The following is a 12,933-nucleotide window of genomic DNA, read 5'->3' on the forward strand; positions in this document are numbered from 1 at the left end:
GAGCAAAAAATGTTGATTTTACAAGCCGAGCGCGACAGCCTGCTCAAGCCGCTGCAAGCCGTTACCGGCATCGTCGAACGCCGCCACACCCTGCCCATCCTGTCCAACGTCCTGATTGGGGGCAGGGGCGGGCAGACCCAGCTTTTGGCAACCGATTTGGAAATCCAAATCGACACTGCGGGTCCCGAGGGCGGCGCGGGCGACTTCCGCATCACCACCAATGCCAAGAAATTTCAGGACATTTTGCGTGCGCTGCCTGCCGGTGCGCTGGTGTCGCTGGATTGGGACGACAGCCGTCTGACGCTGAAGGCGGGCAAATCGCGTTTTGCACTTCAGACCCTGCCTGCCGCCGATTTTCCGATGATGAATGTCGGCGAGGACATCAGCGCGACTTTCTCACTGGAGCAGGAGCGTTTCAAAACCATGCTGTCGCAAGTGCAGTACAGCATGGCGGTGCAGGACATCCGCTATTATCTCAACGGTCTGCTGATGCAGGTTGAGGGCGGCCAGTTGCGCCTTGTGGCGACCGACGGACACCGCCTTGCCTATGCCGCCTGCGCGATTGATGCGGATTTGCCGCGCGCCGAAGTGATTTTGCCGCGCAAAACGGTGCTGGAACTGTTCAAACTGTTGAACAACCCCGACGATCCGATTCAAATCGAGCTGCTGGACAAGCAGGTGCGTTTCCAATGCAACGGCACGACCATCGTCAGCAAGGTCATCGACGGCAAATTCCCCGATTTCAACCGCGTGATTCCTTTGGACAACGACAAGATTTTCGTGTTGTCCCGTGCCGAACTTTTGGGTGCGCTGGAACGTGTGTCCATTCTTGCCAACGAAAAATTCCGTGGCGCGCGCCTGTTCCTGCAACCCGGCCTGTTGAGCGTCGTGTGCAGCAACAACGAGCAGGAGGAAGCCCGCGAAGAAATCGAAATCGCCTATCAGGGAGGGGAATTGGAAGCCGGTTTCAATATCGGCTATCTGATGGACGTGTTGCGAAATATTCATTCCGACGATGTGCAACTTGCTTTCGGCGATGCCAACCGCTCGACGCTGTTTACTGTGCCGAACAATCCGAATTTCAAATATATTGTGATGCCGATGCGGATTTGACGGTTTTCCGGAACACGATGCCCGTATTGGAGATATGCCCCCGAACCGTGCAGACGGATTCGGGGTTTTGTTCGGCTGTCGGAAAGGTATAGTGGATTAACAAAAACCAGTACGGCGTTGCCTCGCCTTAGCCCAAAGAGAACGATTCTCTAAGGTGCTGAAGCACCAAGTGAATCGGTTCCGTACTATCTGTACTGTCTGCGGCTTCGTCGCCTTGTCCTGATTTTTGTTAATCCACTATAATGCCGTCTGGAATGCGGCGGATCGGGGTTGGGAGCGTATGGGGGAAGTGCTTGTGCGGAATGGCGAAGGTGTGTTTTTGACTCCAGTCCGCCCTGTTTGGATTGCTGCAAAACCATGCCGTCTGAAACGGAAAGGTTTCAGACGGCATGTTTTTTGATCGGGGCGGTGCGGGTCAGCCTCCGAGCAAATCCCACAAATCGTTTTGCAGGTCGGCTTCGCTTTCGCCTTCGGCAGGCTCGGCGCGGATATAGCCGCCGTCCGGCTGCATCAGCCACGCGTGCGTATTGTCTGCCAGTGCCATTTCCAAACCTTCGCGGATGACGCGTTTTTTGAGTTCGGGCGCGGCAATCGGCGTGGCGGTTTCAATGCGGCGGAAGAAGTTGCGCCCCATCCAGTCTGCGCTGGAAATGAACGTATCGTCCGCGCCGTTGTTGTGGAAGCAGTAAATCCGTGAGTGTTCGAGCTGTCTACCGACGATGGAGCGGACGCGGATGTTTTCGGACAATCCTTTTACACTGGGACGCAGGGTGCACATACCGCGCACAATCAAATCGATTTGCACACCTGCCGCGCTTGCCCGATACAGGGCTTCGATGACGGTCGGTTCGATGAGCGAATTCATCTTGGCGGTAATCCGCGCCGGTTTGCCGGCTTTGGCGTGTTCGGTTTCCTGCTTGATGCGGTCGATGACCATTTTGTGCAGGGTAAACGGACTTTGGTAGAGTTTGTTCAGACGGCCCGGCTTGCCCAAGCCTGTGATTTCCATGAACAATGTGTTCACATCGGCGGTGATTTGTTCGTCGGCGGTAATGAGGCCGAAGTCGGTGTAGATGCGCGATGTGCCTTGGTGGTAGTTGCCCGTGCCGAGGTGGGCGTAACGCTTGAGCACGCCGTCTTCGCGGCGGATGATGAGTGCCATTTTGGCGTGGACTTTGTAGCCGAACACGCCGTACACGACGTGCGCGCCCGCCTCTTCGAGCTGCTTCGCCCAGTTGACGTTGTTGGCTTCGTCAAAACGCGCCATCAGTTCGACGACGACGGTTACTTGTTTGCCGGCGAGTGCCGCCTTCATCAGGGCGCGGACGAGTTCGGAGCGCGTGCCGGTGCGGTAAATCGTCATTTTGACGGCAAGCACGGCGGGGTCGGCGGCGGCTTCGCGTATCATATCGACCACGGGATCGAAGGATTGGTAGGGGTGGTGCAGCAGGATGGGAGATTGGCGCACCAAATTGAAGATCGGGCTGTTTTTGCCCAAGGCTTTCAGACGGCCCGGCGTGTGCGGGGGAAATTTCAAATCGGGGCGGTTGACCAAATCGGGGACGGCGTTGAGGCGCACGAGGTTGACCGGACCTTTGACTTGGTAAAGTTCGGCAGCGGTCAGCCTGAATTGCGCGAGCAGAAAGTCGCGGATGTAGGCGGGACAGGTGTCGGCGACTTCGAGCCGCACGCCGTCGCCGTATTCGCGGTCGTGCAGTTCGTTTTGAATGGCGGCGCGGAGGTTTTGCACGTCTTCTTCATCGACGTTCAAATCGCTGTCGCGCGTGAGGCGGAACTGGTGGCAGCCTTTGACGTTCATGCCCGGGAAAAGTTTGCCGACGTGGGTGTGGAGGATGGACGACAGGAAGACGAAGCCGTGTCTGCCGCCACACAGTTCGGACGGCAGGGGAACAACGCGCGGCAGGATGCGCGGTGCTTGGACAATCGCCATACCCGAAGGTCTGCCGAACGCGTCCGTGCCGTCGAGTTCGACGGCGAAGTTGAGCGATTTGTTCAGTGGGCGCGGGAAGGGGTGGGAAGGGTCGAGTCCGATGGGGGTCAGGATCGGCAGCAGTTCGCGGTCGAAATAGTCTTCGATCCATTTTTTCTGCGCGCCCGTCCAATTGCGGCGGCGGTAAAAATGGATGCCTTCCTGCGCCAGCTCGGGCTGAAGGACGTTGTTGAACAGGTCGTACTGGTGCCGAATCAGCGAACGTGCTGCCTTAGTAACGTCCGCAATGGTTTCAGACGGCATTTTGCCGTTGTCCAGCCTGCGCCGGGGGTGCAGCTTGTTTTCACGCTTGAGCCACGCCATGCGGACTTCGAAAAACTCGTCAAGATTGGACGACACGATGCACAGGAAGCGCAGGCGTTCCAAAAGGGGAACGTTTCTGTCTTCCGCCTGCGCCAACACGCGGCGGTTGAATGCCAGCAGGCTCAGTTCGCGGCAGAGGATGCGGTTTTGTTCGGGCATAAGGTTCTCCCAAAGATGGTTGTTGTTCGGTCGGAGCGGGCGGACAATGCCGTCTGAAGGCTTGGCGGCACCTGCGCCGGTTTCAGACGGCATGACGTGGCGGACAGTCTGTTTCAGGCATCGGGGCAATGTGAAAACGGATACCGGCGCGTGCGGTATCCGTCTGTTTCAAATCACTTCCAACACAAAATAATGACGCAGTTTTTCATACACCGCATCGCTGACATTGATGCAGCCGTTGGTCATAATCCTGTCGGACACAACCGAAGATGCGATACGTTCGTTCCGCCTTTCCGACGGTATCTGATTCCAAACGCGGTGCAGGGCGAAAAGAAAGTCGCCCTCCTGTTTGAAACCGATGACTTCGCCGCCGTAACCGGGCTTGTCGGTACTGTTCAGCGTCAGTCCGAACGTCCCCTTGGGTGTGGCAACACCGATGAGGACGGGGTGGCACTGCCTGTCATCGGCAAAACAGAGTTCCGCTTTGGATGTATCGACGATGACTTTTTTCTTTTGGATATAGGCATTGACCGCATCCGGCTGCCCTTGTGCGAATACGGGGGAAGCCGTCAGCAGGCAGCACAATATCCCTGAAAGCAGGCGGGGCGGCATTGCGTATTATTGGCGGATACGTTTCGGTTTTGCCGGCACGATTTCGCGGATGATGACTTGCGGCTCGGCTTTGGGTGCGGGCGGCGGACAGGCGGCATCTTTCGGGAATACGGGATTCCAGTAGAAGCTGCGGGCAAATTTGTCCTTATCGAAAACCACTTTGTATTGACAGGTGGTAACGCCTTCCACGCCGGAAGTGTTTTCAGGGTCGGTACCCACGCCCGGGGTATGGAAGTGGAACAGGTAATCCCATTCGCGTACGCCGTACATGCCTTCGTCGTAATGCGGGCGGCCCAAGATTTTGTAGATGTCGTCTTTGGTCAGGCCGGGGCGCATCTGATCCAGTTCGTCATAAGTCGGGAATGTGCCGCGCTTGTTGTCGAGCGTTACGGAATAGGGTTTTGGGAAGACCGGATTGTCGGTCGTGCCGTCGGCTTTGACGTTGCTTTTGGTTGCGCAGGCAGACAGAACGCTGGCTGCCAATACTGCTAAGCCAAGTTTAACGATTTGTTTTGTTTTCATGTGCAAAGTCCTTTTTGTCTGATACCTGTTTGCCGTCTGATTTGGCAGACTTGTTCAGGGAGTTTAAACGTTTGGTTTTGGTTTGTAATATTAGCATAAAAAACGTGCGTATCAGTAAACGCAGTGTATTTGTACGGCATACGGAATGATGCGCGTGCGAATTTACGCATCCTGCCGACAATTTGCCGATTCGCCGACATCGGCAACCTGTTATAATTCCTCTTTTAAATTCCTAACGTTTTCAAGCGAAAAACAGAATGACCATGCAAGAACATTACCAGCCCGCCGCTATCGAGCCTGCGGTGCAGAAAAAATGGGACGATGCCCGTATTTTCAACGTCTCCGAAGACGCTTCCAAACCCAAATACTACTGCCTCTCCATGTTCCCCTATCCCAGCGGCAAGCTGCACATGGGGCATGTGCGCAACTACACCATCGGCGACGTATTGAGCCGCTTCAAACTTTTAAACGGCTTCAACGTTATGCAGCCTATGGGTTGGGACGCGTTCGGCATGCCTGCGGAAAACGCGGCGATGAAACACAATGTCGCCCCTGCCGCCTGGACTTACGACAACATCGAATACATGAAAACCCAGCTCAAAAGCCTGGGTTTTGCAATTGACTGGGCGCGCGAAGTCGCCACCTGCAAACCCGAATACTACCGCTGGGAACAATGGCTGTTTACCAAGCTGTTTGAAAAAGGCATCGTCTATCGCAAAAACGGCACGGTGAACTGGGACCCGGTCGACCAAACCGTCCTTGCCAACGAGCAAGTCATCGACGGACGCGGTTGGCGTTCGGGAGCGTTAATCGAAAAACGCGAAATCCCGATGTATTACTTCAAAATCACCGATTACGCCGAAGAGCTGCTCAACGACTTGGACAAACTGGAACACTGGCCGGAACAAGTCAAAACCATGCAGCGCAACTGGATTGGCAAATCTCGCGGTATGACCGTGCGCTTCGCCGTTTCAGACGACAGCAAACAAGGTTTGGAAGGCGATTACGCGAAATTCCTGCAAGTTTATACCACCCGCCCCGACACGCTGATGGGCGCGACTTATGTTGCCGTTGCCGCCGAACATCCGCTGGCAACCGCCGCAGCCGCCGACAAACCCGAATTGCAGGCATTTATCGCCGAATGCAAAGCCGGCTCGGTTGCCGAAGCCGATATGGCGACGATGGAGAAAAAAGGCGTGCCGACCGGTCGCTACGTCGTCAACCCGCTCAACGGCGACAAACTGGAAGTGTGGATTGCCAACTATGTATTGTGGGGCTACGGCGACGGCGCAGTGATGGCAGTTCCGGCGCACGACGAACGCGATTTCGAGTTCGCCACCAAATACAATCTGCCGAAAAAACAAGTCATTGCCGTCGGCGACAACGCATTCGATGCAGACCAATGGCAAGAGTGGTACGGCGACAAAGAAAACGGCGTATTGGTCAACAGCGGCGACTTGGACGGCATGAATTTTCAGACGGCATTCGACGCCATCGCCGCCAAGCTGCAAAGCCAAGACGCAGGCGAACCGAAAACCCAATACCGCCTGCGCGATTGGGGTATTTCGCGCCAACGCTACTGGGGCTGTCCAATTCCCATCGTCCATTGCGAAAAATGCGGCGACGTACCCGTCCCAGCCGACCAACTGCCCGTCGTTCTGCCCGAAAACGTCGTACCCGACGGCATGGGTTCGCCGCTGGCAAAAATGCCCGAGTTTTACGAAACTGCCTGCCCGTGCTGCGGCGGCGCGGCGAAACGCGAAACCGACACCATGGACACCTTCATGGAATCAAGCTGGTATTTCTTCCGCTATATGTCGCCCAAGTTTTCAGACGGCATGGTATCGGCAGAAGCCGCGAAATACTGGGGCGCGGTCGACCAATACATCGGCGGTATCGAACACGCGATTTTGCATCTCTTGTACGCGCGTTTCTTCACCAAACTGATGCGCGACGAAGGTTTGGTCAATGTTGACGAACCGTTCGAACGCCTGCTCACGCAAGGCATGGTCGTCTGCGAAACCTACTACCGCGAAAACGACAAAGGCGGCAAAGACTGGATCAACCCCGCCGATGTCGAGCTGACGTTCGACGACAAAGGCCGCCCCGTTTCCGCCGTCCTCAAAGCCGACGGCCTGCCCGTCGTCATCAGCGGCACGGAAAAAATGTCCAAGTCCAAAAACAACGGCGTCGATCCGCAAGAACTGATTAACGCCTACGGCGCGGACACCGCCCGCCTGTTCATGATGTTTGCCGCACCGCCCGAACAGTCCCTCGAATGGAGCGACAGCGGCGTCGAAGGCGCACACCGCTTCCTGCGCCGCCTGTGGCGCACCGTTTACGAATACCTGAAACAAGGCGGCGCGGTCAAAGCGTTCGCAGGCAGCCAAGATGGTTTGTCTAAAGAACTCAAAGACCTGCGCCACAAACTGCATTCCACTATCGCCAAAGTCAGCGACGACTACGGCCGCCGCCAGCAGTTCAACACCGCCATCGCCGCCGTGATGGAATTGCTCAACCAATACGACAAAACCGACACCGGCAGCGAACAAGGCCGCGCCGTCGCCCAAGAAGTATTGGAAACCGCCGTACGCCTGCTGTGGCCCATCGTGCCGCACATCTGCGAAACCCTGTGGAGCGAATTGAACAGCGCGAAACTGTGGGAAGCAGGCTGGCCGACAGTCGATGAAGCCGCCTTGGTCAAATCCGAAATCGAAGTCATGGTTCAAGTCAACGGCAAACTGCGCGGAAAAATCACCGTCGCCGCCGACGCATCCAAAGCCGACCTCGAAGCCGCCGCCCTCGCCACCGAAGGCGCGGTGAAATTCATGGAAGGCAGGGCCGCGAAGAAAATCATCGTCGTGCCCGGACGCTTGGTGAATATCGTCGTCTAAGCCGCTGCTTTTAAGGTTTAGCCATACGGAGAAAGGCCGTCTGAAAACTTGGAAACAGGGTTTCAGACGGCCTTTTTAAGGCAGATTGGGTTGTCTGCATGACAGACCTCAAATATAGCGGATTAACTTTAAACCGGTGCGGCGTTGCCCCGCCTTGCCCTGATTTTTGTTAATCCACTAAAACTTAATCTCAAAATCCAAAATATGAATTTATTTTTCGATACCGAATTGGGAAAGCAACAAAATAAAGCAACCCACAAAATCCGTGTAATGAGCGAGGCTTGGCTGGAAAAAAACAGCTACTGCCCCTGTTGCGGAAGCAAGCCGATGCAGAGATTTGCCAATAACAAACCTGTTGCAGACCTCTTTTGCCCAAATTGCCACGAGCAATATGAATTAAAGAGTAAAAATCAAAAAACCATAGGCAACAGCGTGCCTGACGGTGCATATCGCACCATGCTGGAGCGCATCCGGTCAGATACCAACCCCAACTTTTTCTTCCTTGCATATAAAAAAGCGGATTACTCCATACGGCAATTGGTGCTTGTACCCAAACATTTCATCACGCCGGATATGATTATTCCTAGAAATAAAGGCATTAAAAACCGGCCGCACCACATTATGTGTTCCATCAATCTCGCCCCTTTGCCTGAAAGCGGAAAAATATTCTTAATAGACGATTCCCGCATTATCGAACCCGAAACCGTTCTGAAAAAATGGCAATCCAACCTGTTTTTACGCAACCAAAATGCGGAGCGCAAAGGCTGGCTTTTGGCTGTTATGAAATGTATCGACCAACTCCCCGAAGAATTCACATTGTCGCAAATGTATGGATTTGAAGACAAACTATCCATCCAATTTCCCCAAAACAACCATATCAAAGACAAAATCCGCCAACAGTTGCAAATTCTGCGCGACCAAAATACGATCGAATTCATTGGTCGCGGACTTTACAAAAAAATCGACAAATTGCGCCCGACTCCCAAGGCGTTTTGATTTCAAATCATGATACTGAATTCACAAGGGATATTTATTCTTTTGCCATTCTGAAAACAGTTGAAGTACAGCGCAATATTGCCGCAAAAGGCAGCAGCCGTAAAAAAGTCGGGGAATTATTGGCAATTTATGATTGATTTCGACAAACCGGCCGCCTCCGAAGGTGAAGTGAAATCCATAGAAGGCAAGCCTGCCAAGAAAATCATCGCCGTACTGGGAAAGCGGACGGGCATTGCGGTGTAAATCTTTTTTAAAACATCAAACAATGTTAAGATGCCGTCCGAAATCCGTTTTGGATTCAGACGGCATTTTTTAAATTTAATTTTTTAAGGGATAAGCCTAATATGAAATTTCCTTCCTTCCTTCCTTTAAACGGATAGTCTGCCTGTCGGCAGTAATCTCGGTATTGGGAGGTTGTGCGGTCGTTGCTGATGTTTACGGTCATGATTCCGCCACAATGAACGCTGTAGCTGCTGAAAATTATATGAAAACGGTTGAGTTGAACAAGTCTGCCGGCAAAGTCGATACCACATCCAGAACAGCCCGCAGGGTGCAGGCAGTATTTCGACGTATGCTGCCTTATGCCGATGCGGCAAATAATACCGGCTATAGGTTTGACTGGAAAATGACGGTTTTCAAAAACGATGAGCTGAACGCGTGGGCGCTGCCCGGCGGGAAAATGGCGTTTTATACGGGGATAGTTGACAAACTCAAGCTGACCGATGACGAAATTGCCGCCATTATGGGGCATGAAATGACGCACGCCCTGCATGAACACGGTAAAAATAAGGTCGGGCAGCAAATCTTGACCAATACGGCGGCGCAGATAGGCACGCAGATTATATTAGACAAAAAACCGGACACTAATCCGGAATTGGTCGGATTGGGTATGGATATTTTGGGGACGTACGGTCTTACTTTGCCTTATAGCCGCAGCTTGGAAGAAGAAGCCGATGAGGGGGGAATGATGTTGATGGCGCAGGCAGGCTATCATCCGGCGGCCGCTGTCAGGGTTTGGGAAAAAATGAATCAGGAAAACGACCAAAACGGCTTTATTTATGCTATTACCTCTACTCATCCGACAAACAATGCCCGTATAGAAAATCTAAAACGGTTGTTGCCGACCGTTATGCCGGTTTATGAGCAAAGTGTCAGAAATAGGGGGCGCGTTAATAAAAAACGTCGGCGTTAAGGGAATGGAATTGAGCATTTGAGCCGTTGTTTCAAAATGCCGTCTGAAATCCGTTTGAGATTCAGACGGCATTTAAACAGTTCTGCGCCCCGCCCGTTTTGCCTTCAAGTACGCGCCCCCGATGCGGGCGCAAAAAAATCCCCGTGCCTCGCGGTTGGGCTATGCCGTCTGCACCGCCGCCGTTTCGGCTTGGTTTGATGCAGTCGGGCATTTGTGCGGCTATGCCCTGATATTCGGTTCGGCGGCCTTGCCTGTTTCGTCAGGCATATTCAGCAGCGCGTCTATTGTGAACTTGCTGATTTTGCCGTTTGCCAAGTCAGTTACGCAATGGCTTCGATGCCCTTGTTTTTGACGATGGTCAGCAGCTTCAACGCCGCGCCGCTGGGCTTTTTAACGCCCCGCTCCCAAGCCGAAACGTGATTTTTTCCCACGTTGAGATAGATGGAGAAAGCGGCTTGCGATAGTGCCTCCTTCTCCCTGATTGCCTTGATGTCCCCGCCGCTCAACGGTTTGATTTCGGTCAGGCACGACTTGTCAAAGCCGCGCATGGTCTTTTTGTCGATTGCGCCGATGTTGTAAGCCCCTTCCATCATTTCATGAATGGCGGCTAATACCTCGCTTTTGTATTTCATGATTCTATCTCCATGATAATGCCGTCTTCTTTCAAAGCCGCCAGCTCTGCCCGCGTGTATTTCAGATAATATGCGGCGGCTTTTCGGTAAACGTCCAGTTCTTTATCCGAAATGTTTTCCCTGTCGTTCTTGGCAAAGGCGTAAACAAGAAAATGCCCTGTCTGCCTGTTTGAACAGTATCAGGCTGCGATAGCCGCCGCTTCTGCCTTGTCCTTGCCGCGCTATGCGCTGCTTAATCACGCCGCCGCCTAAATCTGCGTCTATCAGCCCATTATCCGCCCTCTCTACCGCTTCCAGCAGCTCGGAATCGTTGATTTTGTGCTTCTTGGCAAATTTCGCTATCCACTGGTTTTTGAATATCCGCATTGTGTAGCCGTTGATTAGTGATACTTGGAATTATACTAGAGACAGACAACACGGCAAGCCATCTTTTTTATGCCCCGCAATTTCTCCGTTTATGCCGCCTGAAACACCGGCGGCTAACCTGATTATTTTTTAATCAATCGCTTTTAATGGCTCAAATTGTGTTTTTAGCGCGTTTCGCTGTCTTCCTATGCCCCGCAATATATAAGTGGATTAAATTTAAATCAGGACAAGGCGACGAAGCCGCAGACAGTACAAATAGTACTGCAAGGCGAGGCAACGCTGTACTGGTTTAAATTTAATCCACTATAACCAAGCGGTTTAACCACCTTTCCTCCCAGAAATTGGCGCATTTCCGTGCGTTTCGGCTTTCTGTCCCACTGCGCTCCCACCGCCAAGACGGCAAAAAAACGCAAACACACAAAACCCGCCACCAACCCGTTACTACTTGTTACCGTAATCGTTACCGATTTTTATTTTTTTATTATTTTATTTCATATACTTATTTTTATAATATCTTTCAGTAACGGCGGTAACGGGTAAGGGTAGTGCATTTCTATATAGGGATTTTCCGAAAACCAAAAAAATCGCCCTGTATCTTGGACAGTTTTCCCCTGTTCCTTACGGTTCGTCAGTATTCCCCGCAAGCTCTTTTCCGCTTGGCATTCCTGATTTGGCGGTCGTTCAGCTTTATTTTTGCAGTATTTTTCGGATACCGTAAAAAATCAGGTTAGTTCAATTAGGGCGGATTGGACGGGATTGCACAGTCAGGAAGGGGGACGGCAGGATAACAATCAGTCTGAAAACCTTGTATTGATTGGGATTGGTTGGCGGCGTTGGATGGGATTGAACAAAAAACGCCTGAAATTTTCAGGCGTTTTTGTGTGTTGGTGCCGACAGCGAGATTTGAACTCGCACAGCCTACGGCCACTACCCCCTCAAGATAGCGTGTCTACCAATTTCACCATGTCGGCATTTGAAAAACTGTTATTTCTGCTGCTGAGGAACAGGGGCAGAAGGTTCGGTATTGCTTACGGGTTTGGGTGCTTGCTGTGTTTGCCGCACGTTGCTGAAGTCCAAACCGTGTTTTGTCGTGTGGGTATGAATATACACCATAGCCATGCAGGTTGCAAAGAAAAATGTTGCTGCAACGGCGGTCGAGCGGCTGAGGAAGTTGGCGTTGCCCGCCGAGCCGAATACGCCTTGCGCGCTGCCGCTTCCCGATCCGAAGGTCGCTCCTGCATCCGCGCCTTTGCCGTGTTGGAGCAATACTAACACGATGACGGCCAAGGCGGAAATGATATTAATAATCCAAATAAGGGTTTTGAAGGCTTCCATATTTTTCTACGCATTTTGTGCGGCACTGATGATGGCGGTAAAGGAGTCGTACGACAATGACGCGCCGCCGACGAGTGCGCCGTCCACATAAGGTACTGCGAAGATGTCGGCTGCGTTGTCCGCCTTCACACTTCCGCCGTAAAGGACGCGGATTTTAACATCGCTTCCGCACAAAGACAAGATTTCTTTGTAGATGAATGCGTGCATGTCGGCAATCTGTCCGACGGTGGCGACTTTGCCTGTACCAATCGCCCAAACCGGCTCGTAGGCAACAGCGATGTTTTTGGTATCGAGTCCTTGCAAAACGGAGAGTTGGTGAGCGATGACTTCGTGTTCTTTGCCGGCTTCGCGCTCTTCGAGGCTTTCACCGACGCACAATAATGGAATCAATCCAACGTTGAGGACGTTTTCCATTTTGCGGCGTTGGATTTCGTTTTTTTCGCCGAAATAAAGGCTGCGTTCGGAGTGTCCGATGAGGACGATGTCTGTGCCGATGTCGGCGAGCATTTCGGCGGACACTTCGCCGGTGTATGCGCCGTTGTTGGGGAAGCGGCTCACGTCTTGGGCGCAGGTGAGGATGCGGTTGTTTAAGACGATTTGCATGGCGTTGTGCAGTTGCAGCAGGTAAACGGTCGGGGCGGCGAGTCCGATGAGGACGCGTTCGGCGGTGGGGAGGATGCGGAAGCGGTGCATCAGTGCGTTGTTGTTCTGGAGCCGGCCGTTCATTTTCCAGTTGCCGATGACCCATTTTTGATCCCACATTCCGATTTGGTGATACATCTTTTTTGCTCCGTGTCG

At 52.8% G+C, this 12,933-nt stretch carries 13 protein-coding genes, 1 tRNA gene and 2 pseudogenes; 7 read left to right on the forward strand and 9 right to left on the reverse strand.

All coding sequences use genetic code 11. The features are described 5' to 3' along the window. Window positions 1–9 precede the first annotated feature (9 nt). Window positions 10–1,113, forward strand: coding sequence for a DNA polymerase III subunit beta (dnaN, locus tag Q3O12_RS10185; RefSeq protein WP_301670313.1), 1,104 nt, complete (start codon window positions 10–12; stop codon window positions 1,111–1,113). A 229-nt stretch (window positions 1,114–1,342) separates the two neighbouring features. Here dnaN and Q3O12_RS10190 read toward each other — a convergent pair whose 3' ends face one another. The 4 genes from Q3O12_RS10190 to Q3O12_RS10205 all read right to left on the reverse strand — a co-directional run bounded on the left by Q3O12_RS10190 (window position 1,343) and on the right by Q3O12_RS10205 (window position 4,720). Then, window positions 1,343–1,504, reverse strand: a complete 162-nt coding sequence (locus Q3O12_RS10190; RefSeq protein WP_301670314.1) for a hypothetical protein — start codon at window positions 1,502–1,504, stop codon at window positions 1,343–1,345. Between the two features lie 24 nt (window positions 1,505–1,528). Beyond that, a complete protein-coding gene (gene ppk1 / locus Q3O12_RS10195) occupies window positions 1,529–3,586 on the reverse strand; it encodes a polyphosphate kinase 1 (RefSeq protein WP_301670376.1) in 2,058 nt (685 codons plus the stop codon). A gap of 168 nt (window positions 3,587–3,754) precedes the next feature. Further along, a complete protein-coding gene (locus tag Q3O12_RS10200) occupies window positions 3,755–4,198 on the reverse strand; it encodes a murein L,D-transpeptidase (RefSeq protein ID WP_301666958.1) in 444 nt (147 codons plus the stop codon). Between the two features lie 6 nt (window positions 4,199–4,204). Beyond that, window positions 4,205–4,720, reverse strand: coding sequence for an outer membrane protein assembly factor BamE (locus Q3O12_RS10205; protein WP_301670315.1), 516 nt, complete (start codon window positions 4,718–4,720; stop codon window positions 4,205–4,207). 263 nt (window positions 4,721–4,983) lie between these two features. Between Q3O12_RS10205 and leuS the strand changes: the two genes are divergently transcribed. The 6 genes and pseudogenes from leuS (at window position 4,984) to Q3O12_RS10230 (ending at window position 10,000) form a co-directional block, all read left to right on the forward strand. After that, the gene (gene leuS, locus Q3O12_RS10210) at window positions 4,984–7,614 is read left to right on the forward strand and encodes a leucine--tRNA ligase (RefSeq protein WP_301670377.1); all 2,631 of its coding nucleotides are present in this window, start codon (window positions 4,984–4,986) and stop codon (window positions 7,612–7,614) included. Window positions 7,615–7,818: 204 nt separating this feature from the next. Further along, complete coding sequence (locus Q3O12_RS10215; protein WP_301670316.1) at window positions 7,819–8,610, forward strand: DpnI domain-containing protein; 792 nt, start codon at window positions 7,819–7,821, stop codon at window positions 8,608–8,610. Further along, window positions 8,574–8,747, forward strand: a pseudogene (locus Q3O12_RS10790) (DNA adenine methylase); the annotation flags it as partial. The gene Q3O12_RS10215 and the pseudogene Q3O12_RS10790, both read left to right, overlap by 37 nt. Then, the gene (locus tag Q3O12_RS10220) at window positions 8,740–8,853 is read left to right on the forward strand and encodes a leucyl-tRNA synthetase (RefSeq protein WP_301670317.1); all 114 of its coding nucleotides are present in this window, start codon (window positions 8,740–8,742) and stop codon (window positions 8,851–8,853) included. The pseudogene Q3O12_RS10790 and the gene Q3O12_RS10220, both read left to right, overlap by 8 nt. A gap of 241 nt (window positions 8,854–9,094) precedes the next feature. Then, window positions 9,095–9,802, forward strand: a complete 708-nt coding sequence (locus tag Q3O12_RS10225; protein ID WP_301670318.1) for a M48 family metallopeptidase — start codon at window positions 9,095–9,097, stop codon at window positions 9,800–9,802. 36 nt (window positions 9,803–9,838) lie between these two features. Beyond that, entirely contained in the window at window positions 9,839–10,000 is a 162-nt protein-coding gene (locus Q3O12_RS10230; protein WP_301670319.1) for a hypothetical protein, read from the forward strand. Window positions 10,001–10,122: 122 nt separating this feature from the next. On the opposite strand, the gene Q3O12_RS10235 is transcribed toward Q3O12_RS10230, so the two are convergent. From Q3O12_RS10235 to tpiA, 5 genes and pseudogenes are all read right to left on the reverse strand, one after another. Beyond that, a complete protein-coding gene (locus tag Q3O12_RS10235; RefSeq protein ID WP_301670320.1) occupies window positions 10,123–10,434 on the reverse strand; it encodes a helix-turn-helix domain-containing protein in 312 nt (103 codons plus the stop codon). Beyond that, a pseudogene (locus Q3O12_RS10240) lies at window positions 10,431–10,800 on the reverse strand (type II toxin-antitoxin system RelE/ParE family toxin). The gene Q3O12_RS10235 and the pseudogene Q3O12_RS10240 overlap by 4 nt, the downstream one beginning before the upstream one ends. An 885-nt stretch (window positions 10,801–11,685) precedes the next feature. Further along, a tRNA-Leu gene (locus Q3O12_RS10250) sits at window positions 11,686–11,771 on the reverse strand. A 13-nt stretch (window positions 11,772–11,784) separates the two neighbouring features. Then, window positions 11,785–12,135 carry a preprotein translocase subunit SecG gene (gene secG, locus Q3O12_RS10255; RefSeq protein ID WP_301670321.1) on the reverse strand — a complete coding sequence of 117 codons (351 nt, stop codon included), beginning with the start codon at window positions 12,133–12,135 and terminating at the stop codon, window positions 11,785–11,787. A 6-nt stretch (window positions 12,136–12,141) separates the two neighbouring features. Next, entirely contained in the window at window positions 12,142–12,915 is a 774-nt protein-coding gene (gene tpiA / locus Q3O12_RS10260; RefSeq protein WP_301670322.1) for a triose-phosphate isomerase, read from the reverse strand. Between the last annotated feature and the right edge of the window lie 18 nt (window positions 12,916–12,933).

Origin of the sequence: Neisseria benedictiae (assembly GCF_958267435.1) — a bacterium.
Lineage (GTDB): Bacteria > Pseudomonadota > Gammaproteobacteria > Burkholderiales > Neisseriaceae > Neisseria > Neisseria bergeri.

Coding starts and splice junctions, on each gene's coding strand:
- Q3O12_RS10225 (WP_301670318.1), top strand. CDS start 9,095: ATGAAAACGGTTGAGTTGAACAAGTCTGCCGGCAAAGTCGATACCACA.
- Q3O12_RS10200 (WP_301666958.1), bottom strand. CDS start 4,198: ATGCCGCCCCGCCTGCTTTCAGGGATATTGTGCTGCCTGCTGACGGCT.
- Q3O12_RS10205 (WP_301670315.1), bottom strand. CDS start 4,720: ATGAAAACAAAACAAATCGTTAAACTTGGCTTAGCAGTATTGGCAGCC.
- ppk1 (WP_301670376.1), bottom strand. CDS start 3,586: ATGCCCGAACAAAACCGCATCCTCTGCCGCGAACTGAGCCTGCTGGCA.
- Q3O12_RS10215 (WP_301670316.1), top strand. CDS start 7,819: ATGAATTTATTTTTCGATACCGAATTGGGAAAGCAACAAAATAAAGCA.
- Q3O12_RS10230 (WP_301670319.1), top strand. CDS start 9,839: ATGCCGTCTGAAATCCGTTTGAGATTCAGACGGCATTTAAACAGTTCT.
- Q3O12_RS10235 (WP_301670320.1), bottom strand. CDS start 10,434: ATGAAATACAAAAGCGAGGTATTAGCCGCCATTCATGAAATGATGGAA.
- dnaN (WP_301670313.1), top strand. CDS start 10: ATGTTGATTTTACAAGCCGAGCGCGACAGCCTGCTCAAGCCGCTGCAA.
- tpiA (WP_301670322.1), bottom strand. CDS start 12,915: ATGTATCACCAAATCGGAATGTGGGATCAAAAATGGGTCATCGGCAAC.
- secG (WP_301670321.1), bottom strand. CDS start 12,135: ATGGAAGCCTTCAAAACCCTTATTTGGATTATTAATATCATTTCCGCC.
- leuS (WP_301670377.1), top strand. CDS start 4,984: ATGCAAGAACATTACCAGCCCGCCGCTATCGAGCCTGCGGTGCAGAAA.
- Q3O12_RS10190 (WP_301670314.1), bottom strand. CDS start 1,504: ATGCCGTCTGAAACCTTTCCGTTTCAGACGGCATGGTTTTGCAGCAAT.
- Q3O12_RS10220 (WP_301670317.1), top strand. CDS start 8,740: ATGATTGATTTCGACAAACCGGCCGCCTCCGAAGGTGAAGTGAAATCC.